The following is a 24,857-nucleotide window of genomic DNA, read 5'->3' as shown; positions in this document are numbered from 1 at the left end:
AATCTTGAAAGATTCCTTTTTCTATTTAAAATAAAAAATCAGTGAATTTGCTACCTATCCATCTTCCCCGCCTCACAGTAATTACTTTATATTATTTAATTACATCCTTCCCTTTTACATCTTTTTATTCAAATGTTATAATTATAAATACCCACTATCATTTTGAATCGAGGTGACAACCATGAGAAGTTTTGGTTCATTATTGATTTCTACTATTTGTTCAACAATTCTTTTAGTTTGGAATTCCCTTTCTTTCTATACTGGTTTCACAACAGGACATACATACTACTGGATTAACGGCATCATATCCTTAATTTTCCTTCTATTCTTTATCCTAAACATGCGAGATATTATTAAAAAAAACTACAGAATATCTGGAAAATAGGAGTTGATACATATGTGGAAAAAGATTAATAATTATAAGTTTCATCTAAAAGATTTAAAATTTATGACTTGGCTCTTCCCAATTATCGGTTTATTATACACTTATGAATTCTTCTCTGGTCTAATGTTCCACCACGAGGTTCGTTGGCTCAAGTTAATATGCATGACAATAATGATTATAGGATTTATTGATATTAGAAAGAAGCTTAAAAACAAAGATTATAGAGCGGCATGAATCAACAAAAATTTTTGAACTCATTTCTAGTATTTACATTATTTTTTCGGGACTTACTTAATTAAGGAATTATCAGGATAAACTGCATATCTGCAGTTTTTTTTGTAAAGCAAAAAAGCATCTTATCTAGATGCTTTTCAGTCTCTTTTTTTCTACATAATAACAAGACCATACACGATGCAGCCTACTCCTAATAATATGAAAAGTTGTGGAAAATTAAATTCTAAGGAAATAAGGTCGACAAGATGTTCGAAAGTTAACCCAACCTTTTCTTTTAAACTTCCACTTTCTACTTCCCTAATTTCATAAATGAAGGTCAAGCAAATGAGAAATATCCCTAAACCTATTAAGTATATACCCAAAATTAATACATCCTTTTTTATCTGATATTAACATAAAAGAATATATAATATGAGAAAACATTTTTTAAATATAAAATAGCGGTGGATTTTCTACTTTAATTTCTACATAACCCATTTTTCTTTTTCCTTCTTATAAAGAACTTTACGATTTACACCATTAACTTCACATACCTACTTAACTTTATATCTATTTTCTTCATCATTAACAGGCAGCTCAAAAACGTGCTCCATTTTAGGCTTTCCCTTATATACGCAAGTTGTTTAGCAAGGCCTATCCATTCTCGTTAGCGCATCTTAATTTTGTATTCGCTTGTTTTGATAATTATTTATCCACATATTATTTATTTCTTTGCTTCCATACCCCATTTTCTTTACGATAAGTATTCTTGCCATCCATAAAGTCAGCTGTATTACCCGGAATGCTATATTTCTTATTTTTTTTCTTAGCTTTCTTCTTCAACCTCTTCTCTTCTTGAACAGCTTGTAAATCCGCCTTCCATTGTTTCAACAAATCCTTTTCACGTCGCATCCAATTTGTACCCCTTGGTTTAAAATGTGTACCAAATAATTAGATTCTACCTATTTATATAGAATCCTTTAATCAAAATTTCCATTTTGTTCAAATTCACGTTTAATATGTATTTTCTATGTAACTCGGAAAATAGCGCCCGTTATGGATCCTTTCCTTATCTTACCTGCACAATTCCATTGTCATCTTTGCTACTGCCCCGTTACCAACGCTAAAATCATGCACAATGTAGAAATGAACCACAAAATTTTTTTCATCGTATTTCTCCCTCTCTTTTTTTTTCTTCCCTTACATCATAATGGGATTGGAATCATTGTTGGGAAAACTATCGATTTCTATGATTTAGCAAAGATTTATGTTTAAATCCATTGCTTAACGCCTGTACTCTTTCAAACAGGATTTTTATGATATGTATGCAGGATTCCCTCTTACATGTACCGAAACCTCAATAGGGAAACATTCCACTAATTACCAAACTCATTTTATACCATTATATTTTGGAGGTTAAACAGGATGAAAAAAAAGAAGTTACAAAAATCAGCACTTTCTTTTGCCTTACTCTTTTCTTTAGGTGCCTCTTTTTTCTCACTTACAACAAAGATTCATGCAGATACACAAGAGGTACAAACTGCAGAAAAGAAACCAGTCTCTTTAACGGAGCGTACGTCTTTATTTTTTGAATATCTCCAGCAAGATAAATATTCAGAGGCACTACAATTGACGTCTGCTGCTTTTCAATCCAAATTTACGGCAAACATATTACAAAATTGGTGGACACAAAGTGGAGGAAGTAGGATTACAAGTATGGGAACACCTGTTATACAAGAACGAAACTTGGTCCATCAAACAGTTAAAGTTCCAGGAGCTATCAAAGGAACTACTATTCCATTACTCCTTAAATTCACGCCTGGTGGCAAAGTTGATGAAATTGGCGTAAGGACTGGGCCAGAGAAATCTTATACCATCCCAAACCCTAGCTATGACCGACCTGATTCCTACCAAGAACGTGAAATCGTAATTGGAAATGCTACATACCCGTTACCAGCAACATTAACGGTTCCAAAACATACACCTGGCGAACAAGTACCTATTGTTGTACTTGTTCACGGTTCTGGTCCGCAAGATCGTGACAGTACATTTATGGGAGCTAAAATCTTTAGAGACCTTGCAGCTGGTCTTTCATCAAGCGGTATCGCAGTGTTACGTTACGAGAAACGTTCCTTAGAACACGGTTTTAAAATGACTGCAGAACCTGCTACGTTAGACCGAGATACTACAGATGATGCCATCTATGCAGCAAAATCAGCAGCACAGCAGGAAGGTATTGACCCAGATAACATCTTCATTCTCGGACATAGCCAAGGTGCTGGCACCATGCCACGTATACTAAGCAAAGCACCTTCATCACTTGTAAGAGGAAGTATATTAATGGCACCACCTGCACGCCCTTTTACTGACATGCTCCTTGATCAGTATCAGTACCTTGGGGCACCAAAGGAGTATATTGATGAACTAAAAAAACAATTCGCTTATATTGAGGATCCTACTTTTAATCCAGATCACCCACCAGCCGGTTATAATTATCTTTCTCCACATTTCATGTATGATGTGACCCGTTGGCATCCAGTTGAGGAAGCGAAATCACGAAAAGAGCCATTACTGATTCTACAAGGCTCACGTGATTATCAAGTAACAGTAAAAGAAGAGTTTACGAGATGGCAAGAAGGTCTTTCAAGTCGCAGTAATGTTCAGTTTAAAGAATATCCGAAATTGAATCACCTCTTCACGGAGGGCGACGGTGAATTAAGTCACCCTAGTGAATACGAAGTCCCTTCAAATATTCCAGCGTATGTCATCCAGGACATCGCTACATGGGTCAATGCGACAAAGAAATAAAAAAAACAACAAAAGCCATCATGCAATTATCATTGCGTGATGGCTTTTGTGATACTAATGATTCCATAAACGTGATACTGACATATCTTTTATTCTCTTTATTGTTTCAACAGAGCAAAAAAGATGCCACCTCTTTTGAAAGAAGGTTCAGATTCTAAAATATATCCAATTTCATCATTTTCTCGGTCGGAAGTATGCTGATTAATTTGGAAACTGCCTGTTGATTTTTTGTAACCATTAAACTATGCCATTTATGGCCGGTTACATCACTTCGATATTAAATAACGTCCCCAACATTCCCTTCTAATGCTTTCAGACTATAAGTCTCATAAGTTGGTACTCTAGAAGACCAGTAAGTGTAGAAGTTTTCAACTACAGTCCAAGTATGAGAGGTTTTAAGTACTACACGATTTCTATTCGCATTAACAGCTTATGAAACGAAATTCGTGCAATCTTCCCCGTCATTCCAATGCTGTAATTGCCAAATCTAGGATTTCGTCCCTTTGCTCATCATACTGCATAACTAGCAGCTGCACTTCCATTTATATAAAAAAATAATACTATGCTTGTTGCGAGAGATAAAAACAAACGTACGTTCCAATGTGATGTACTCGCTAGCAGGAGTCATAATCTAATTTCTACACGTAATGTATTTATTATCTTTTGTGTTTGTTTGCAAGTAAGTACATCCTAGACTTGATATTTTCACAGCTCTTATTGGCTTCACATCTTGCTATCTCTGGTCCATCAGTGCAAGAATACGAGATTTATTTCGATATGTAAGAATGCATATTATTTCTCTTGGATGTTATGATATACTCTCTTTGTGAGCTGATACAATATTTCTTTAGATTGGAAAACTAAAACCTCATTAACCCAAGTTGGGGGCGCCTTATGGCGTCTTTTTTTAGGTTCGACTACTAGTCTTCTAGAACAATTTATTTTTTCTTTATTATTAGATCATTTTATTATCAATCTTTTTTATTAATAAAACTATATTTCAAATCCTGATTATTTAATCGTGTACTTGCATATTAAAAAAATAAATCCCTTTGTTTGTCTTAAACAAATATTCTTCATAACAGCATGCATAATAACCTCCTGGATCTAAGTTAATCCAATAAACTTCTTCTGGTTCTTGTTTGAATACATTTAATAACTGCTCTATTACATATTCCTTCGAAGTCGATCCATTTAAATCATATCCGTGTGGTATTTTTCCAAACCAATAAGACTCCCCATTGGTATATTGGCAAATTAGGAATTCTTTTTTCCATTCTTTCAATTGTATGAGTTCTAATGTGTCATTACTAGTAGCGTGTGTCGCCTTTTTGGCAAGTTCAAAAATATTATCCTTTTTATTTTCTGACATAATACTAAGCCCATAATAATTACTTACATATTCGTCTGCATTTATTGCAGCAAAATCGCTTAAGATTTTATTGATTGTATTCATTTTTTACTCCTTTTAAATGTTGTTTTCAAATAATGTTTGTTCAAAAACCTCTTATCAACTCACATTATATGACTCATCCCTTTTATTTGCGGTTATTTAGATTCTTTCTTGAAAACCAATTTATTGTAATACTACTTTACTATATTCTTTACCTAGTCTCTCAGATGTTTCTACCCATAAGTTACCTGCTTCTGTTATAACCTCTATAGCTTTATTTGAATTTTTAGGGTCTGGTTTCTTTACATAGTCTATTTGATATTGAAAACCAGTACTGTACATCTGCATAGCTCTATCAATATCTTTATGCACCTCTGCGAACTCTTTTGGTACTTTTAACTCTCTAGCTTGTACTGACAAGTCTATTGATTCTTCTGCTAATTTTAAATACTTATACTTGCTATGTAATGGAAGGTCTTCACCTATAAGTAAATTATCCATCTCAGTTACCTTGTCTTCCATCTCTAAAGCTATGTCTGAAAGAGTATTAATATATTCTTCTATTGAATAGTTACCTACATCTACAGGTTTAACTTTATCTATCTTACTTTTTGATTCTGCCTTACTTTCTTCTAGTGGTTTGCTTTCTGACTTGATGTTTACTTTATCAAAGGAACAAGCACCAAACAATAATAGGATCGGTACAGTAAAACCTATTAGTTTCTTAATCTTCATTTCTCCTACTCCTTGAATGATAGTTTATTGATGCGGAAAACAGGTTACCTATTAACGAGTAACCTGTTAATATCATGACTATTTGCGTCTCTCTGCTGTTACTGTATTACCTTTTTTCGTGTCTACAATCTTTAGATAACCATTCTTAAATTCTTCAACTCTGTAGTCTACTGCTACTTCCATTGTAGTGCCATGTTCCTGTCATATGATTGTCTTCGTAAGAAGTCTTTCCTGAATCATCGTACATCGTGTATGTACCATCTTCTCTCAAGTTTAATCCTGTGTGGAATACAGATTCCCTGTAATTACCCCATTCTCCGAATAACTCTTTACCGTCTGATGCTATTTGTATGGAATCATTAGACTGAGAAGTTGTAGAACTATTAGATTTGTTTGGAAAAGGGTTAACTTTATCTTTTATAGCACCTTGAATTGGCTCAGAACCAGTCTTCCAGAGTTCAGTACCTTGTCTGATTAACTCTTTAAACTCTTTCGACTTCTCTTCATACTTAACTAAATCTTTTGAATCTGACTTGATTATCTCAGCTTGTAGCTTGTATGCTTTACTGTAACAATCTACTGCTTTTACAAGGTCTTTGTGAGTATCTTGATACTCTTTGGGTGGTTCTACCTTGTCAAATTTAACAATAACCTTCTGTAACTCAGCTTCTTCTTTTAGAAACTCTTTCTGAATTGCCTTAATATCTTTAGAAGTGTTTACAGCTACCTCAGTTATCTTTATAACCTGCTTCATTAACTCAGATGATAACTCTGACATATGAGCTGGATACTTCTCTTTAGTTAACTTCTCCTTAGTCTCTACTTTAGATTCAACTTTTTCTTTCGGCTTTGCTTCTGTTTTATCAGTTCCACAACCTATTAACAACATAAATGGTACTGCTAATGTGACTAGTTTCTTTGCTTTCATTATGTATGCTCCCCTTAGGAATTATTGTAATTAATTAACATATTTTACCGTAACATAAATTATATAAATAAGATATGAAGTTTTCTCATCCTTAAGAAAAATTTCAAATGTTTTAACAATATGAAGACATGTATTACGGTTGTAGAAAATCCCACTCCTTATGCTTTTTGAAAAAATCCCCTAGAACTAATAATTTATCCAAAAAATCTCAACTTCTATATTTCCTTATTTAAAGGAGATCATTGAATTAGATGGGGATTTTCTGTACCTGATCGTGCAGAATATGTATATCAAGAAGAGCATAAGAATTATGAATACAATGGATCATGCTTTTTGAACGGTTTACCATTTGAATATGGTTTACTGGATGGAACACTGAAGGTAGACAGCGAGATGATTAAATATAAAAAGGATGATAGAGTTTTAGTACAAGGCAGGAATGCCATTTAAATGTACGAAGAAGGAAAAACTCAATAGGACCAGTTTGCGAATGTACATAATTTCTTTTCAGCTGCTGTCAGGAAAATAAAAGAAATTCCCTTTAAAATAAATAAGATTAAATAAAATTCAGTTCATGTATTATTATAAAAGTATATGAATCTAGAAATTAATACTAATAGGTTCACTTACAAAAGATTTGTGTTTTTTTATTAATAATAAAACATGATAGCATGACGGATTTCCACGAAATTGAGGTACTCCTTATAATTGTTCGTTACTAAAATATCCAAAACGTTTGTCATTTTCTTCTTCCAGCTCTGTATTTTTTGCTTTTTCATTGCTTTGTTTAAGGGAAGCTATCATAACGCTACAACAATCTAAAAATAGTAAAGTTGAAAATGGAACTAGTATTATTTCACATAAGATAAAGCACTAAAAAAAACTGTGCACAAAAACTTGTATGGTAATAAGTTTTTGGCACAGCTCTATTATTTGATCCCTTTCATAAGTACCTGAATCTTTGGAGCCATAAAATATAAAATAACACTGAAAACAATTGATAAACCGCCAATTGCGCCAAAATAAATAATCTCTGTTTCAGGATTATATAATCGAACAAGCTGCGCATTGATAGCTTGTGCAGATGCACTGGTTAAGAACCATAGACTCATTGTTTGAGCAGAGAACGCTGCTGGAGCTAGTTTTGTAGTAATAGATAAACCTACAGGTGATAAACAAAGTTCCCCGATTACGACTAGAAGGAAACTAATGACTAACCAAATTGGGCTAACAAGAGATTCGGTACCATGGATATATGCAGGAATAATCATCACTAAGAATGATAAACCAGCAAATAATAAACCGATAGCAAATTTATTTGCTGTACTTGGTTGGCGTGAATTCAGCTTTACCCAAAGCCAAGCAAATACTGGTGCTAGTAAAACAATATAAATAGGGTTTAAAGATTGGAACCATGAAGATTGAACCTCCAATCCTGCAAAGTTTAACTGCGTACGTTGATCAGCATAACTAGCTAAGATGATTGCTCCCTGCTCTTGAATCGCCCAAAACATTGTAGCAGCGATAAATAGTGGTATGTAAGCAATTAAGCGAGATTTTTCAACTTTTGTCGTCTTTGGACTACGGTACATAAAGACAAAATAGCCTGTTGGAATTAGAATACCTAAGATACTTACAAGTAAAGTAAATCGATCAATCGTTAAAATACCTGTTGGAATTGTTAACACACAAACTAGTGCAATTGCGATAATACCAATGCTAAACTGTATAAGGACCTTTTTTCTTTCCTTGTCTGTTAAAGGATTTGGTACTTGCGCTCCTGCTAATCCTAGATTTTTCTTTTTCGTAAGAACATACAGAATTAATCCAAATAGCATACCAATTGCTGCCACACCAAAACCTAAGTGGAAGTTATACTTTTGACCGAGTGTTCCAATCACAAACGGAGATAATAGTGCTCCTAAATTAATACCCATATAGAAAATACTGAAACCTGAATCACGACGAGTATCTGTTTCACTATATAAATCACCAACAATACTAGATACATTCGGTTTTAATAACCCTGTTCCAAGTACTAAAAATACCATTGAGATAAATAATGTACTAACCGTTCCTGGTAGAGCTAAGATGAGATGACCAATCATTATTAAAACGCCACCCCAAAATATTGTTCTACTTGAACCTAATAGGCGGTCAGCAATCCACCCACCAATAATGCCAGACATGTAAACTAACGAACCATAGATAGCCATAATGGATGCAGCTGTGGCGTGATCCATCCCTAAGCCACCTTTAGAAATGGAATAGTACATATAGTAAAGTAATATTGCTCTCATTCCATAGTAAGAAAATCGCTCCCAAAATTCTGTAAAGAATAGGGTAAATAGCCCTTTTGGATGTCCAAAGAAACCATTTTGTGGAACGGTGCGAATGATATCGCTTTTGTTAAGCTTCTCCATACAAATACACTCCTAATATATAAATATAATAATTCATTGTTAAGTATATACCAAAAAATAGAAAATTTAAATAAATTTTTATTTGTGTAATAATTAGATTTTTAAGAAAAAACTAATTTATGTGTTGTTTTCGATGATAATTTTATGTAAATTATATAATATATATATAATAATTCTGATAGTGATATTGTACAAATATAAATACAAATATAGGAGGATTTATATATTGGCAATAAAAGCAGTTACGATAGAAGAAATTTATCAAGAAATATTGGATGGCAAAAGGAAACGATTCCCTCCAAATACTTGGAAAGAAGATTTGGATAATAAACTCGCCCGCAGAGTAATCACATATTTATTACACAGTATCTTAAAATGGGATAAGGAAGACATCAGAAAAAAATGGAACACTCAATTACTTGTAAAGTATAAATTACGAGGATTACTCAAACATAGATACGAAAATAGCCCTTTTAAAGCAATAAATGATTTATACCCAAGTGAGTTTAAAGAATGGGAGTTTGGTATGACTCCTTTAAATTTTTGGACGAAAGAAAAGGCATTAACGATTTTGAGATGGATGATTGAAGAAAAAAAAGGTTTATCGAACGAAAAGCTCTTACGCGTATACGGCAAAAAATGGTTGGAGAAAAACAAACTTAGTGCCCCTCTGGCTATGTACTGGAATAGTAGTCCGTTTGCAATGATTAACGATTTGTACCCTAGTCGTTTTAAAGAATGGGAATTTCTCATGACGCCCAATAACTTCTGGACAAAAGAAAAAGCATTAGAAGCATTGAAATGGACCATTGAAGAAAAAGAAAAATTAACGCCCGAACAAATACTGGATGTTTACAGTATAAAGTGGCTAAAGACTCACAGATTAGCGTCTCCATGTCAATTAATGTGGGGAAATAGTCCATTTAAAATGATAAACGAATTATATCCAGGTCGCTTTAAAGAATGGGAATTTAAAGTTACACCAGTTGGCTTTTGGTCCAAATGTAAAGCACTAGAAGCATTAAGATGGACCATTGAAGAGAAAGAAAAACTGGATGAAAAACAGCTATTAAACGTATTTAATCAACGATGGCTCATAAAACAAAAATTACGGACACCCTTACAACGCTATTGGAAAGGAAGCCCCTACGGGATGCTTATTGCTTTATATCCAAATCGTTTTTCTAAAGGTATGTTAAAAGGGTATTGTAATAATTAAAGTGGAAATGTAAGTATGCAGAGACGCCCTTTGGTGTCTCTTTTTGAAATCCTATGTAAGTACATTCTTATGTGCCTATCGCTTTATTTATCGAAGAAAGTGAACCTGTTATATTATTTCCCAATCCATCTCGTCAAAGCCATACCAAGAAACCCAGCGCCCATCCCTATCATCCACCCAGTTTTGGCGCCCCCAAACATAGATCCCACTCCCGCGCCAAGAAACGTACAGCCCACGAATACTATCCCCCGATGCCCCAGTTCGGTCGTTCCATGCTTCATCCCCACCCTTTCTTTACAACATATACTATATGCAAGCTAAAATTTCTAGCTTATGAACTGTTCATTTTCTTGACTATAACTATATGTTTCATATCCATTACTTACAGGTCCAAATGTCATTTTTACATCAATTCGTTACTTAACTTCATTGGTTACTTTTTTTCATCTTATAGAAGATTATTTCTCAACACATAACACATGGAATTATATTACCAGTAATGGTAATATAAAGGTACCTTCAATTGTTAACTGTTGTTCCCTTTTTGAAAGTCCTGTCAAAAGACAGGACTTTTTAAATTTACTTCCTACTAATTTGGCTTTTTCGTTAATATCCTTTTACCTTGTATTTATTTGTTTTGTTATCTTTCCTTAACAACAAATAAGACGTCGCCAAAATCAAGGCAGCGCCTACTATAATTCCTATACACTTAATCAAAATCATTTATCCTCAAATTATTAATTACTTTGCTTCAATACCCATCCATTCTCTTTACGAAAAGTATCTTTTCCATTCATGAAGTCAGCTGTATTACCAGGAATGCTATACTTCATATTCTTTTTCTTAGCTTTTTTCTTCACCCTCTTCTCTTCTACAACAGCTTGTAAATCTGCCTTCCATTGTTTAAACAAATCCTTTTCACGACACAGCGAATTTGTACCCCTTGGTTTAAATCTGAATCAAATAACTATATTTTATCTATTTATATAATCATTTAATATAAATATTCATTTTTCCAAAAAATAAAGAGCACCTGACGATTCCAGGTGCTCAAATATATGAAGTGGGGCTACCCCATTCTCTAATATATGCCTGTCCTTATTAAAAAGTGCAAAAAAAGGGTACCCTTCAACAAATAAATATGGTGCTCCAAAGTTTCATCTCATATGATAATTCGTCCCATGAATTCATCATATGCTTGTCTAATTAGAATGTTCACTGGTTCAATGCGGAATTTCTTTTTAACTTTTAACAAATTAAAAACATCCATTTTGGATACTTAATGTACACTAATATTAATATTGAATAGCTTTATTGATAGACTGTCTAGAACAAAAAATATACTAGCTGAAACTGATCTATATCCAATATTCTTTCCTGTAACATTGATAGTAATCTCCGCTAAATGGGTTCGCACATCATCTCTTTCAAAAAGTTTATCTTCGACCTTTTCGACTATTGCTACATTATCCACTTCTTTAAAAGTTTTCAGCAATTTTGTTTCAAGTAAAGTAAAATCGAAATTTTCACCTTTAACCACATCAAATTTAATCTACATTTTTAACTAGTAAATATATTTATATCAATATAATTTTTATATATTAACATTAAATAATTCAAAGGTCATTCTTTATTAAAATCCCCTATTGCTTAAATTTCTTCTTTATTTTCACATAAGGTACGTGAAATTTTATTATCTCATTATTGAATAGGAGAAACTTGAATAGCTAGTATGCCCCCAATCTACTCTGCATGGTTCCACTATCCATTAAGCCTTTAATAATTTACGTGTCTTTTCTATTTGATTAATTCTGTTTTTTTTTGCGATATTTTATATCTATTTCGTATGTGTGTTAACCAGTTCGTTTGCAAACTTGTTTAATCAGCTTGTAAAAGTTATACCCAATTTATTTACGATTGGAAATTTATTGTGCGGTGTTTTCTCAATCACCTTGAATATGAGTGAATATTTGGGAGTAGCCTCCATTTTCATTTTCTTTTCAGCTGTTTTAGATTTTCTTGATGGAAGAATTGCGAGAAAATTAAAAGTGAACAGTGAGTTTGGCGTAGAATTGGATTCCTTAGCTGATATTGTTAGTTTCGGCGTTGCTCCTGCGCTTTTATTTCATACGATAGCAACACCTTCTATTTTAACTTCTTTGGCATTTATCCTTTTCCCAACAATGGGTGCTTTAAGATTAGCTAAATTTAGTATTAAACCAACTATTGGATATTTTAAGGGATTACCTATTCCAGCTGCAGGATTATCATTGACTGTTATGGGATTGTTTTCATATAGCAATGCATGGATTACATTAATTCTGGCTCTCTTAATGGTTAGTCCCATTAGATTTAAAAAATTTTAATTGAGGTCACGCCCAACGTCATTAAGGGAGCATTTCAAATGAATTTAACGCGTCAATTAGTATAAAAAAGCGGGAAAATAATATTAAATTAAATGCCATTCTTAAAAATTGAAACCTTGTTTTTAAGACTATTGGGTTAATTCATCGATATGTTGTTCTGGATACTTTTAACAGGAGCTTCCTTTATCAAGAGAGCTCCTGTTCTTATTTCTTCTTCTTTTCTGTCGGCTGGCTTTGTTTAGCAAAATTAGATGAATCATCAAAATTTGGTTGATTTTTACCAGCATTATTACTTCTACCTTTTCCCATATGTAATGCACCTTCCCTCCCCCTTACTATTCCTAATAAAAAAATTCTCTTGCATCCAAGAGAATTTTAAATTGGGTTCTTATTGATAATACCTAAGTACTTCCAACACTGCCATTCCATAAAAGATGGATCCACTGTTAAATTATTTAATGCTGAAACAAGCATTACATTTTCATATTTAACTGGATAACCAATAAGTAATGTTTTTAAGCAAAATATTATCTAACATCTTAGCTGTTACAATAAGTATATTCGCATAATTCACACCTATAACAAGTATTACATATTACTTATGTTTCGTTACCTTTTTCTGTATATAATAATAAAAAATTGTGAAATTTTATCGCATTATGTAAGACACTTGATATCAAATATATTACTTTTACTATGAACTAAATGTATTTTATAGGATTTTTCTAGATAAACAAGGTGCTAAATTAATTCTTGAGAAGTCATTACTATTACATTTATCTAAAAATTGAAAAAATATGTGTAGATAGATATCATCTTAAATACATATATAATTAACTTTAATTTTCTGACACGATTTCACATTATTCTTAAACTGACTTTTACGTACATTATGAATAAAAATTGTACCGTGTCAATCTTTAAAAGATTATATATCATAACTTTAAGAGAGGAAGGAAAACTATGAAGATGAAAAGAAAAAGCATCATGACAACAGCCCTTGCAGCTACATTAGCTACAGGTGCAATACCTACTACCTCAGTGTTTGCTGCAGAAAAAGAGGTTCCTATTCAACAAAAAGAGGCACAAATGAGTATTCAACCTTTTGCACAAAACAATTTGGAAACAGCCGTTCAAGCTGCCTTAAACGGTCCAGAAGTCAAAAAAATCAAAGTATTTGAGCATGAATTTAATGTGAAAGAAATAGAAGTAGTAAATCTAGGTGCAGGAAAAAAATATGTTAAGGGGCAAATTTCTCATCATTTAAGTTTTCGTCCAGATGATCAATTTTATTATGAGTTTACCGTACAAGATGGAAAAGTACTAGATAAACCTGTATTTAATATTGATAGAGGTGGTTGGACACCATTTGCTGCTCCACTTTTATCAATTCTTGCTGCGTATAATGGAATTCCAGTTAATCCAAATGATTTAAATACACTTGGTCAGCAGATTGGTAAAGTTATAGACGGAAGCTGGGAACATGCAGCCCAATCAATCGCAACTGTAGTTAGTCTAAGTTTTAATGAGTAGGATTTCCCAATTTTTATTAGCATTGTTATAAGAGATTCTAAAACAGCTATTAATAAATTTTTACCACTCAGTCACATTATCTTGATTTGTTTACCACCTTATCATTCATTATATGTCACAAAATAGAAGTCTTTTTTAAGGCTTCTGTTTTGTTTGTATACAATACGAGCAACGGTTGGTTTTTGGAGGCTATATTTCGATTTTTCAAGAATACGTTTGGCTATTAGGTACAATTCATAAAAACAAATTATTAAAGTCTCAAATAACTTACTCCCCCTATTTTTAATTATTATCAACTCCAAAAATTTATTACCTTAAGAATGAAAAACAATAAATATAGTAAAAAATCATCTAGCGATTATTTAAAAATCAGGAGAGATCAAATGAAGAAAATAAAAATGAGAAATTTCATTAAAATTAGCATCCTCACTTGTATTACACTAGCAAGTTTAAGTACACCATCTACTATTTTAGCTGATAGTCATTCAGGTTATTCCTATGAATCCAATATAGGATATCAAAATCCAGCGTGGATGTCGAAAATAGAAGATTCTACAAAATTAAGTGAAATATCTATTCCAGGGACTCATGGTACTATGGCTTTACATGGAGTAAGCTTTCTTGATGAAAATTTGACAAGAAATCAAACTATGAGTCTATCCCAACAATTAAATTCTGGAATCCGATATGTAGATATGCGTGTTAAACGTGTAAAAGATTCTTTTGCAATGTATCATGGCATTGTAAATCAAAAAACTATGTTTGAAGATGTATTAAAAGAGACAATTCAATTTTTAAAAGATCATCCAACAGAAACAATATTAATGCGCCTAAAAGAAGAAACTACTCCTGAAAGCGGCTCTCTATCATTTGAGGAGATATTTTTAAAATATAAAAACGTTAATGCTTCATATTTTTGGAATCCTAATTCCGTATCAACTTCAGATAGAAATACCCCTACTTTAGGAGATACCCGCGGGAAAATTGTAATCTTACAAAACTTTACATCCACTCAATTGTACGGTATTGATTACGAAGGTTTGAATATACAAGATAAGTTTGAAATTGGAAGCGGACCAGATGAAATATATGCAAAATGGACTGAGATAAAAAACCATCTACAAAATGCAAATACTAACTTTAATAATGGAAAAATTTATCTCAACCATTTTAGTGGTACGGGAGGCGCAGCAGCATTTTTAAATAATGTATATCCTTGGTTTATTGCAAGCGGAAAAGAGAGCAGAAATACTGATAGTAGTCCTAAATTGATTCAAACGAATTCCACAAATGCATGGAGTGATTTCCCTCGCGATAGAAACGGACAAGTATACTATGGGGGAATGAATACACTTGGGACCGAACTCTTACAACAAGGCATAATTAAACATTCTGGTATCATCGCAGCTGATTTTCCTGGTCCAGGTTTAATTGATAGTATCATTAAATTAAATGGCATACATTCTAATGAAAAAGAAATATTAATTTCGCAAATTTCATCTGAATCTAGTCCATTATCCGGACAACAAAATCGATCCAGTCAAAACTTTAAAATTGATAGTTTACCTGTAGGTACCAAAGAATTAAAATGGGTTATTGAGCCTTCAGAAAAAGATTATTCTTCTACTATCTCTTTCAATGTAATGATTGATGTTTCCCTAGGAATAGATTCTACTCGTTGGAAAAACATTTCACATGGATCTAGGACTGAAGCTTACACAAATACTAAATATTATATTGCAAGTCCAATGGGTGCCACTAACAAATTCACAGTGAAAATATACGCTATTACAAATTAGAAAATAAAGAATCCCAATGAAATTCCATTGGGATTCTTTTTTAATTTCATTTCGTAAACATTAGGATGGGATTTAAATCTTATTGATTTATCGTTTTCCGAAAGAAGACTCCTTCCTCAAAAATGTGAAGGTGCGAAACACCAATTTTAGGTGGGAGATGAATGTCGGTTGGCATAAGTCAACATATTTGCTATCATTTACTTGTACAGATTGCTCTTCGAAAACTGAAGATATGAGGTTGGTTGCAGAAAAACGTTGCAACCGTAAAATCTTCAACGTTCTATCGCCCCACGCTTCTCAAAATCGCGAAAACCAAGCTAAAGTAGGGAGTGTGGTGAGTCAGCGTACAAGATACTTATGTTCTCACCGTAGGGACTGCGGGTAGAGCCTGCTAAGATAACTGATGGATACATCGGTGTTCGCAGGAATCTCCCACTTCAAACAGTCCGTTAGGACGTTAAGTGGTGAGTAGTTCAACATTTAAATCATAAGATAATTCATATTTGGAACAGCCCTTAATTTTTAAAAGAAAACCCAAAAATGTTAACTACCTTTTCCCACCTGTCACTTATTCAAAACTGGCTTCCAAAGCGATAAGGCAAAAATCCAATTTGAGTCGCCATTTCCTTGATGATCTTGAACTGCTTCATACACTTTTCCCTCATGTATTACTCTATCGCCTTTAGTATATGCTTTTCTTGCATCCCATTTTTCATATGTGGAATCCTCTGACTTTGTTGTTACATTCAAAACATCACTTCTACTAGATTCATTTCCAGCTAAATCAACCGCCGTCACTACATATTTATACGATGTATTAGCCTTCAAATCTTTATCCATAAAGGATGTATTAGCCGCTGTCCCAATTTTATTCATAACCCCAGCGCTTTCTCTATATACAATATAATGGTCAACACCTACATTATCTTCAGACGGACTCCACATCAAATCAACAGTTGTCGCTGTTGTACCCATACTATGTAATCCTTTTGGTTGAGTTGGAGCCTCTATATCTGGGATTGCATGTGTTGTCTTAACCTTTAGTTTTTCACTTTCTTTTGATATGTTTCCAGCAGAGTCTAATGCCTTTATTGTATAGGTATATTCCGTATCTGCTTTTAGTTTTTTATCAATAAAAGTTGTACCTGGTACCGTATCAATTACTTCGCCATTACGTAACACTTGATATTCTTTTACACCTATATTATCAGTAGAGGCCTTCCATGTTATTTCAACACTATTGGCAGAAACTTTAGAGGCATTTAATTCAGTTGGTTGACTTGGAGCTACTGTATCGGGAGTTTCATTATTTACTAGATTTACATCAATTACATTATAAAACGCATTTGACGTATCTGCTACATCCCATACAGCTAAAATGACATGATAACCATTGCGATCAGTTGGTACATTAATTGTATGTGTTAAATTATTTGATGCGGCAGAACCATCATGTTTCACAGTTCCAATTGGTTCTAATTCAGCACGTGTTAATGGTTTATTAGGATCCCATCCCTTTTTTGTAATGTAATAATGCCATTTACTTGTAGGATGTGCAGCTGTATATTTCCATGTAAAGGTATTTGCTCCACCCTTAATCGTGTTTTTGAACCAGCGATTTGATGTTTGTTGGTCAAGAATTCCTCCAAACAGTCCTCCTGCCGAAGCGATTTTTCCATCAATCGGTCCCCCATCTGGGAATCCTTTAGGTGCTTCTAGGCTTTGAGGTTCGTACATTATATTTCCACAATTTAAATTCAATGCTCCATAATTCTGACTACATAAAGCAGCACGGCTACTTGGCTTTTCAACAAATCCATGTGCATAAGCACTTTGAGGAATCATAGTAATAGCCGTTACCCCTGCAGCTAAAACACAAGCACCAATTCCTTTTTTACTTTTTCTTAATCTTTCCAATTTAGATGCAAATTTCAAATTCATTCTTGTCCCCCCAATATATTATTGTTATCGCTAATATAATAGCAATATAGAGATAAACGAACAAATTACTAATAAATATACTAATACCTCTCATACATTGGTACGTTTATTATTATTTTTAATCTCATATAAAAATAAAATAAATACAATAAGTCTATTTTGTAACATTATGTTTTAAAAAAAGTATAAAAACTTCGTTTAATTTCACAAAAAATTCAAATATTAAAACAGATAATTAAATCATGTAGGAAAAATAATTTTTTTATATTACAAAAAAGCAAAAAAAGTCTGGAAGAAACCGATTATATCCGTTTCTTCCAGACTTTCACTTCTTTTATAACACTCACAAATCCCTTAACCTTAAACATATACACTTGAGGTTAAAACCCACATAATCAATATAACCTATATGTTGACTAGCTGCTAAATGTTAAAATTCATAAATTAATAGTAACAGAACAATTAAAACAAGCCATTTAGCAAACACATATAATATTCTTACTAATTCAATCTAACGCTTAATTACTTATAAAATGACTTAAGGTATCTAGCTTAACTGTATTTTCTTTATTAATAACCATTGTCTATCCTGCATTTTCTCACTTTAAACAGATTATCAAGAGATTGTTAATATTTAAGGAGAAAAAGATTTGAAAACCCATTTTTCATTATCATATTCTAAAAATTTATTATATTATTTTTATCTAATAAGGCACAGAAACAACGGGTAAACTTCAGTGTGCTTGAGAAACGTTCTTAGGGTGAAACGTTTAAAGGGTACTTTAGTACTGAGTTTTTATTAAATGTTCCTGTACCTAATATTTAAATTAACGTATGTCAAAATATTTTACAATACGAGTGTTAAACGTTACATATTTCTATATAAAATGATACATTTCATCAGCACGCCTCCCTAATATTTATGCTAAATATAGAAAATTCAGCTCGTTAGGATTTAATTTTAAAATTCTCATAAAAGCATATGATAGATTAGGCACGTAATTGTCACAAATTAATAGTCTATCTACTTTTTAATTACCTATGAAAACTCTATTACCGCTTTATTATTTACTCCTAAACCAAAGCACATCTATACCTACAATTTCTTAAAACTCTTTTAGATAATATTTCAAAAGAGTCGATAGTTTTATTTTTTTTATTTTTTTATTTTTTTATTGTACATTTGTGCATTTGATGTTAGGATTATGCCTATTAAAATTGAATCCTAACGATTCTTCTTTATAATTTCCATATTTTAATTGTTAAATAAAAATATAGATTCTGATATATATTCAAAATCAGACCGAAAATATCTTTATTTTACAATGATGTCGTAGCATACCTTTAGAATGGAAAGATATATGCAACAACGTGTTAAGGGGTTACAGGAGGAACAAAAATGAGAGACTTTTTTGATGATAAGTACAAAAATATTGAATTAAAAAGGAGGTTAATCAATTTAATAAGTGAAATTAGCGAATTCAAAGGAAAATTAGCTGCTTATCAGGAACAAAACCCTGACATATTTAATAGTTTAGAAAAAACTATACCACTACATTACATAAAAAATTTCACAACTATTTATGAGGATATAAAAGTTCCTAATAAAAGATTAAAAGAACTTATTTTAGATGATATAGTACCTCAAAATATTTCTGAAGATGCTATTTTTTGTTATTATCAAACACTTTCTTTTGTACATAAAAACTCCTGTACTTTATCAATTAATCCAGCAACTATACAGGAATTACATTTTCAACTAATACATTACCTTACCTCTGACAGTGCCAAATGGCGTGAAAAACCTTTTATTATTCCAGGTATTCCTGAGCATGGAATGCACTTGAATAGTTACCGCATTCTTCCGCATGAACTCATTCCACAGTTTATGGAGCAATTATGTGATCAATACAACTCATTAAATACTAGTAAGGGGCTACATTCACTTTTATTAATAGCTCGTTTTATATTAAATTTTTATTGCATAGTCCCTTTCAATCAAGGTAATAACAGGCTGGCGTTTATGTTAATGCAATTGCTGTTAATTAAGAGTGGACATACATTTGTAAAATATGTATGTTTGGATAAATATATTAAGAAAAATGAATCTGATTATTACAATTCGATTTATAAATCTTCGGTCAATTGGTACTGCGAGGAACATAATAATAGCTTTTGGTTAAAAACGTTTTTATCAATTATATTAGAGGCTTACAAAGATCTTCATAACACAGTTCTAGATTCTATATGTAAACATACTAAAGTTGAGAGAATTCAAGATTTTATACTTAAACAAAAACAACCTTTTACTAAGGAGAGTATTCGTAACACTTATCCAGACATTGCAGAAAGTACAATCAGTAAGGCTTTAAATTCCTTGCAAGTGTTTGGCCATATTAAGCTAGTTACAAAGGGAAGAAACGCAAAGTGGATTAAAATTTGACCATACTTTCAATACACCTGAGGTTTAAAAATTCAATTATAATCTTATCATTGAATTTCATTTTAATTTTAAGCTAATATTACTTTTTTAGTTATTTCTAATTCCAACAAAACATTTTATAGGAAAAGGTCCGCTTCCCCCGCCTTTTCCTATAATAAAATGAAATATAAACATAAAATAATTGTCGAAAAAAGTCTTATTTTAATATTTTTTCTTTATTTTCTGGTTGTAAACGCTTCTATTTCGTGTTACCATCTTAATCAAACAATAGATGGTCATAAAAATGAAAGTATTTCTTTCCCTTAGAAACATATAAGCGTACGGTAATATCATGAAAATAAGGCCAAAGGAATATTTGATACCTACCAAAATAATTAATAAGAATTTTGCCGCGTTATTTTTCTGATTATTAAGAAAATACATTTTGTCCCTAAACAAAATTTGTTAGTGCGCAAGATTCAAATACACTAGAACACCCAAATAAATGAAATATCCTTTTTCATTGAGCATTAAGGTATGGAAAAAGAATTCTTCCTACAAAATTCAGATGATTAACTTAAAGGCATCTAAATTACTACCTTAATCGCCATCTATTGTTGATAACATATTTACCAACTATGAAAAAGAGCCTATCAATGGTTCTTTTTTGTTATAATCATTGAAATTTTAATTCTATCTTGAAACTTAGATTTTCACACAAATTACCTCTACTTTTTTCCTCTCAATTATTGAATTAATAATATAGCACATCAAATTTATCAATTCTTACATCCAATTCGATTAAATTAATGAATAAAATTCAATTATATAAAAATAATAACTACAACTAATCGGTATATATTAAAGAGGTGTCAATTTTGTCCTTAAATGAAGAGACCTTAGAAACTAAGACATATAAAACCATTGAAAAGATCGAAACAAATAACCTAAAACAACTTAAAAATACACTAGATAATATCTTTGATATTAGTGCAGATTTGATTGAACATCCTTTGCAATTAAAAACAAACACGAATATTTTACTTTATTATTTTGAAGGCCTTACAGATGGTGTTGCATTAAAAGCCAATGTTGTTACACCATTATTACAAGAAGTAAATGAAGACATTCAAATTTTTAATTCTAATATTATTGCTACTCATACAAAAATCGTATATACATGGAATGAAATTAAAGAAGGATTACTTGAGGGTCAATGTGTACTGTTTATGGAAGGAGAAAATCGGTCACTTCTAATAAATACAAAAGGCTGGGCAGAGAGAGCCATTCAAGAACCAATTTCAGAAGTTACTATTAAAGGCTCACATGATGGTTTTATTGAGAATGTCACAAAAAATATAGGCCTAATTCGTCGATATATTCCTTCTACAGAGTTAAAAATCAAAAAGCTGACGATTGGAGAACGAGCCACTTCTTTAGTCTATTTAATTTACTTAGGTGATGTAGCAAACGCAGATGTAGTCCAAGAAATAGAAACTAGAATCTGCAAAATCAAAACAGATGCGGTATTAAGTATTGGAGAGCTATCTAATTATACAAAAGATCAAAATTGGACTCCTTTTCCACAGGCTTATTTAAGCGAACGTCCAGACGCCATTTCAAACCATATACTTGATGGGAAAGTAGCAGTGTTAATGGATAGATCCCCTGGTGCTATGGTTGTTCCTATGAATTTGATTGGATTTTTTCAAACCCCAGATGACTATAATATTCATTGGCTCATTGCATCTTTTTTTCGCTTATTACGATTTGCAGGATTTATTATAGCTATTTTTTTACCCGCATTTTATATTGCTATAGTATCCTTTCACTTTGAGATCATTCCTATAGATTTATACACTTCTATTGCAACGTCAAGAGTTAAGGTCCCCTTCTCTCCCTTATTGGAAGCTTTTATAATGGAAATTACACTGGAAATGCTACGTGAAGCTGGTATTCGCTTACCACAACCTATTGGACAAACTATTGGTATTGTTGGAGGGATTGTAATTGGACAGGCGGCTGTTCAAGCTGGACTTGTGAGTAACGTTATGGTTATTATCGTATCTATTACAGCCATTGCATCATTTATTGTTTCTAATTATGATTTATCAAGTTCTATACGCCTTATTCGTTTTCCAATAATGTTATTGGCATACTTTTATGGGGTTGTAGGTATTGTTAGTGGATTAATGCTCTTATTTGCTCATTTTGTTTCACTGACTTCCTATGGTTCACCATACGGATTGCCAATCGCGCCATTTCGGCTTCAAGAGTTAAAAGATTCTTTTGTAAGGTTTCCTATTTCGATGATTACCACCCGCTCGAGTACTGGACAGCCGAAACAAGAAAAGAAAAAAGAAGGTGGTCCGCATGGGGAATCTTAAATTCAAAAATATAACTTTATTCGAATTTATTATTTTCATCCATTCGCTGCAACTTGCATCTGGTATGTTAATTATGCCAAGCCCACTTGCTACTACTGCTGGTACAGATGGCTGGATTTCGATCATTCTCGGATGGATAGTTACTTCTATAATCGGTGTAATTATTATATTAATGTTACAAAAAAATCCAAAAAAAAATTTCTCACAAATCTTAAAAACATACTTTGGTAAATGGATAGGAACAATTCTTTTTCTTGCATATGCCTCTTATCTATTTTTTGCTGGATTTAATACTTTATTAAAGGCAACTGATATTGTAAAAGTGTGGATATTCCCTTCCACTCCTGCTTATCAAATCACCATATTATTACTATTACCTTTTATTATTTTAGCTCTGAGTGGGTTAAGGGCTCTTACTAGTTATTCTATGCTTGTTTTCTTCTTCACTACTTGGATGCCACTATTTCTTCTTTTCTCACTAAAGACTAACTACAACCCTTTACACCTACTACCTATTTTTAAAGATGGATTATACCCTATTATAAAGGCAACAAAAGAAACCATTACACCTTATGCTGGCTTAGAAATTGCATATTATATATACCCGTTCTTACAAAAAAAACAAAAAGCCATAAAAGGGCTACTAATAGCGAATACTGGAACTATGCTTTTCTATCTATATGTGACTATTCTTTCTTATATATACTTTAGTCCAGAGGGGATAAAAGACGTAATCTGGCCAGTATTTCATCTGTTAAAAGGGGTTCGTTTTTCTTTCATGGAAAGATTAGAAATTATATATATCGCTTACTACTTGATTGTATTTTCCACTACAATATATCCGTATTTATTTTTCAGTTTTGAATCTGTGACCATTTCACTTCAAAAAAACGTTCGTAATTGGGCGCTACTTGCTTTTATGTTATTTATAGTTGGTCTATTTATTTTCCTAAATCCCGATGTGGATCAATATTTGTTTATATATTCTCTTATGGATATCTTAAATGTCGTTTTCTTTATTCTATTACCAATTATTTTTTTCGTTTACAGTATTCTTTTTACTTGGGTTACTAGGAGGAAACAACTTTGATTCGAAAATGGATATGGGTTTTAATTTGTTGTGTATATATAATTGGTTGTAGTCAAAGAATTCCTCTTGAGAAGGTTTCATTAATCCTGTTAATTGGCTTGGATAGAACCGCTAATGGAGACATAAAAGTTGGAACAAGTATACCACTCTTTCATCATAAGCAACAAAAAAGTACTATAGAACATTGGACAAAAGCATCAACTGTATATACTGGATTCAGTAAGATAGATACAAAGTTAACGGGCTTTATGACAGCTTCCAAAGCTGAAATCATTTTAATTGGGAAAAAATTAGCGCAAGAAGCAAATTGGTTACAGGAGCTTGATTCTTCTTACCGTGATCCTTACGCTACCATTAATGCTAAAGTAGTACTTGTAGATGGGCCTGCAGAAGAAATTTTTAAAATTTATAAGCCTAGTAAACCATCACTATCATCTTATATAAATGGTGTAATCGAATCCTCAATTCAAAATAACCAATCCGTCTCTTCTACAATTCAGCAATTAATGAGAGAACAAAATGAAGATGGAATGACGCAAACTGTTCCAATTATCAAAAAAACAAAGAATGAAATCGACACAGTAGGAATTGCATTTTTAAATCGAAAAGGGAAATATTTAACTTATATCCCTAAAAAAGATGTTAAATTTTTCAATCTTTTAAATAAGTCAAAAAGTAACGGGCGAATGATACTACACCTTGCACTGCCTCCTAAAAATTCCAACAAAAAAACAAATACTTCTATCTTCGTACAGAACGCGACAAGGAAGGTAGATGTTACTTTTCAAAACGGAAAGTTTGTATTTAATCTCGATATATATGCTAATGTAGCTTTAATAGAAAAAACCAATCCGAATTTAATTAAGGGGTACTATGATAATAAAAAAAATATATATCATTTAAAAAGTGCTATTCAAAAAGAAATTAATAATAATTTACAAAATATATTAAATGAAATACAACAGAATAAAATTGATCCAATCGGATTATCCCTATATGCTAGAGCTTTTCAATATAAAGAATGGAAAAAAGTAAAAGGAGATTGGTTGCAAGCGTTAGCAGAGGCTAAAATAAATGTAAAGACGCACGTCAAAATAAAAGATACTGGGACCATTAGAAATTAAAATAGACTAGTCTATATTTCTAAGTAGAAATTCCCTCTTTAATAATTATTATGCAAAAGATGCTAACTCGAAAAACTCTTTCCGTTCTCTT

19 protein-coding genes and 1 pseudogene are annotated in these 24,857 nt (G+C 32.2%); 11 read left to right on the top strand and 9 right to left on the bottom strand.

Annotated elements, in window-relative coordinates:
- Positions 1-181 precede the first annotated feature (181 nt).
- Positions 182-385 carry a hypothetical protein gene (locus NST86_RS29400; protein ID WP_076775613.1) on the top strand — a complete coding sequence of 68 codons (204 nt, stop codon included), beginning with the start codon at positions 182-184 and terminating at the stop codon, positions 383-385.
- Positions 386-397: 12 nt separating this feature from the next.
- Positions 398-619 carry a hypothetical protein gene (locus NST86_RS29395; RefSeq protein ID WP_000265595.1) on the top strand — a complete coding sequence of 74 codons (222 nt, stop codon included), beginning with the start codon at positions 398-400 and terminating at the stop codon, positions 617-619.
- Positions 620-1,318: 699 nt separating this feature from the next.
- Here NST86_RS29395 and NST86_RS29390 read toward each other — a convergent pair.
- Positions 1,319-1,510 carry a hypothetical protein gene (locus tag NST86_RS29390; protein ID WP_001250601.1) on the bottom strand — a complete coding sequence of 64 codons (192 nt, stop codon included), beginning with the start codon at positions 1,508-1,510 and terminating at the stop codon, positions 1,319-1,321.
- A 513-nt stretch (positions 1,511-2,023) separates the two neighbouring features.
- Between NST86_RS29390 and NST86_RS29385 the strand changes: the two genes are divergently transcribed.
- Entirely contained in the window at positions 2,024-3,406 is a 1,383-nt protein-coding gene (locus NST86_RS29385) for an alpha/beta hydrolase family protein (protein WP_140159113.1), read from the top strand.
- Between the two features lie 1,015 nt (positions 3,407-4,421).
- Here NST86_RS29385 and NST86_RS29380 read toward each other — a convergent pair.
- From NST86_RS29380 to NST86_RS29365, 4 genes and pseudogenes are all read right to left on the bottom strand, one after another.
- Positions 4,422-4,862, bottom strand: coding sequence for a hypothetical protein (locus NST86_RS29380; RefSeq protein WP_016078416.1), 441 nt, complete (start codon positions 4,860-4,862; stop codon positions 4,422-4,424).
- Positions 4,863-4,982: 120 nt separating this feature from the next.
- Complete coding sequence (locus tag NST86_RS29375) at positions 4,983-5,534, bottom strand: hypothetical protein (RefSeq protein ID WP_016078415.1); 552 nt, start codon at positions 5,532-5,534, stop codon at positions 4,983-4,985.
- A gap of 78 nt (positions 5,535-5,612) precedes the next feature.
- Positions 5,613-6,462: pseudogene (locus NST86_RS29370) on the bottom strand (DUF7018 domain-containing (lipo)protein).
- Positions 6,463-7,391: 929 nt separating this feature from the next.
- Positions 7,392-8,885: a peptide MFS transporter gene (locus NST86_RS29365; protein ID WP_000413413.1), complete on the bottom strand. Its 1,494-nt coding sequence runs from the start codon at positions 8,883-8,885 to the stop codon at positions 7,392-7,394.
- Positions 8,886-9,018: 133 nt separating this feature from the next.
- Here NST86_RS29365 and NST86_RS29360 point away from each other — a divergent pair, with 133 nt between their 5' ends.
- Positions 9,019-10,104 (top strand): DUF4046 domain-containing protein, encoded by a 1,086-nt coding sequence (locus NST86_RS29360; protein ID WP_391486229.1) that lies wholly within the window; start codon positions 9,019-9,021, stop codon positions 10,102-10,104.
- A gap of 113 nt (positions 10,105-10,217) precedes the next feature.
- Here NST86_RS29360 and NST86_RS29355 read toward each other — a convergent pair whose 3' ends face one another.
- The 3 genes from NST86_RS29355 to NST86_RS29345 all read right to left on the bottom strand — a co-directional run bounded on the left by NST86_RS29355 (position 10,218) and on the right by NST86_RS29345 (position 11,656).
- Positions 10,218-10,340, bottom strand: a complete 123-nt coding sequence (locus NST86_RS29355; RefSeq protein ID WP_002063117.1) for a hypothetical protein — start codon at positions 10,338-10,340, stop codon at positions 10,218-10,220.
- A gap of 501 nt (positions 10,341-10,841) precedes the next feature.
- Positions 10,842-11,033, bottom strand: a complete 192-nt coding sequence (locus tag NST86_RS29350) for a hypothetical protein (protein ID WP_061664234.1) — start codon at positions 11,031-11,033, stop codon at positions 10,842-10,844.
- A 350-nt stretch (positions 11,034-11,383) separates the two neighbouring features.
- Positions 11,384-11,656 carry a hypothetical protein gene (locus NST86_RS29345; protein WP_227593391.1) on the bottom strand — a complete coding sequence of 91 codons (273 nt, stop codon included), beginning with the start codon at positions 11,654-11,656 and terminating at the stop codon, positions 11,384-11,386.
- A gap of 322 nt (positions 11,657-11,978) precedes the next feature.
- On the opposite strand from NST86_RS29345, the gene pssA reads away from it, so the two are divergent.
- From pssA to NST86_RS29330, 3 genes are all read left to right on the top strand, one after another.
- Positions 11,979-12,470, top strand: a complete 492-nt coding sequence (gene pssA / locus NST86_RS29340; RefSeq protein WP_065845733.1) for a CDP-diacylglycerol--serine O-phosphatidyltransferase — start codon at positions 11,979-11,981, stop codon at positions 12,468-12,470.
- Between the two features lie 963 nt (positions 12,471-13,433).
- Positions 13,434-14,003: a hypothetical protein gene (locus NST86_RS29335; protein ID WP_061662966.1), complete on the top strand. Its 570-nt coding sequence runs from the start codon at positions 13,434-13,436 to the stop codon at positions 14,001-14,003.
- A 383-nt stretch (positions 14,004-14,386) separates the two neighbouring features.
- Entirely contained in the window at positions 14,387-15,802 is a 1,416-nt protein-coding gene (locus tag NST86_RS29330; protein ID WP_061662965.1) for a phosphatidylinositol-specific phospholipase C, read from the top strand.
- A 564-nt stretch (positions 15,803-16,366) separates the two neighbouring features.
- Here the strand turns inward: NST86_RS29330 and NST86_RS29325 are convergent.
- Positions 16,367-17,743: a lytic polysaccharide monooxygenase gene (locus NST86_RS29325; protein ID WP_070184295.1), complete on the bottom strand. Its 1,377-nt coding sequence runs from the start codon at positions 17,741-17,743 to the stop codon at positions 16,367-16,369.
- 1,399 nt (positions 17,744-19,142) lie between these two features.
- On the opposite strand from NST86_RS29325, the gene NST86_RS29320 reads away from it, so the two are divergent.
- The 4 genes from NST86_RS29320 (at position 19,143) to NST86_RS29305 (ending at position 24,766) form a co-directional block, all read left to right on the top strand.
- Positions 19,143-20,186, top strand: coding sequence for a Fic family protein (locus tag NST86_RS29320; protein WP_061662961.1), 1,044 nt, complete (start codon positions 19,143-19,145; stop codon positions 20,184-20,186).
- 857 nt (positions 20,187-21,043) lie between these two features.
- Positions 21,044-22,552, top strand: coding sequence for a spore germination protein (locus tag NST86_RS29315; protein ID WP_086424387.1), 1,509 nt, complete (start codon positions 21,044-21,046; stop codon positions 22,550-22,552).
- The gene (locus NST86_RS29310) at positions 22,539-23,642 is read left to right on the top strand and encodes a GerAB/ArcD/ProY family transporter (RefSeq protein ID WP_061662957.1); all 1,104 of its coding nucleotides are present in this window, start codon (positions 22,539-22,541) and stop codon (positions 23,640-23,642) included. Before NST86_RS29315 ends, NST86_RS29310 begins: the two co-directional genes overlap by 14 nt.
- A complete protein-coding gene (locus tag NST86_RS29305) occupies positions 23,639-24,766 on the top strand; it encodes a Ger(x)C family spore germination protein (RefSeq protein WP_000619992.1) in 1,128 nt (375 codons plus the stop codon). The genes NST86_RS29310 and NST86_RS29305 overlap by 4 nt, the downstream gene beginning before the upstream one ends.
- The last annotated feature ends 91 nt before the right edge of the window (positions 24,767-24,857 follow it).

This window comes from Bacillus sp. FSL L8-0199, from assembly GCF_038005705.1.
GTDB lineage: Bacteria > Bacillota > Bacilli > Bacillales > Bacillaceae_G > Bacillus_A > Bacillus_A cereus.
This window is presented reverse-complemented; position numbering and strand designations above follow the sequence as displayed.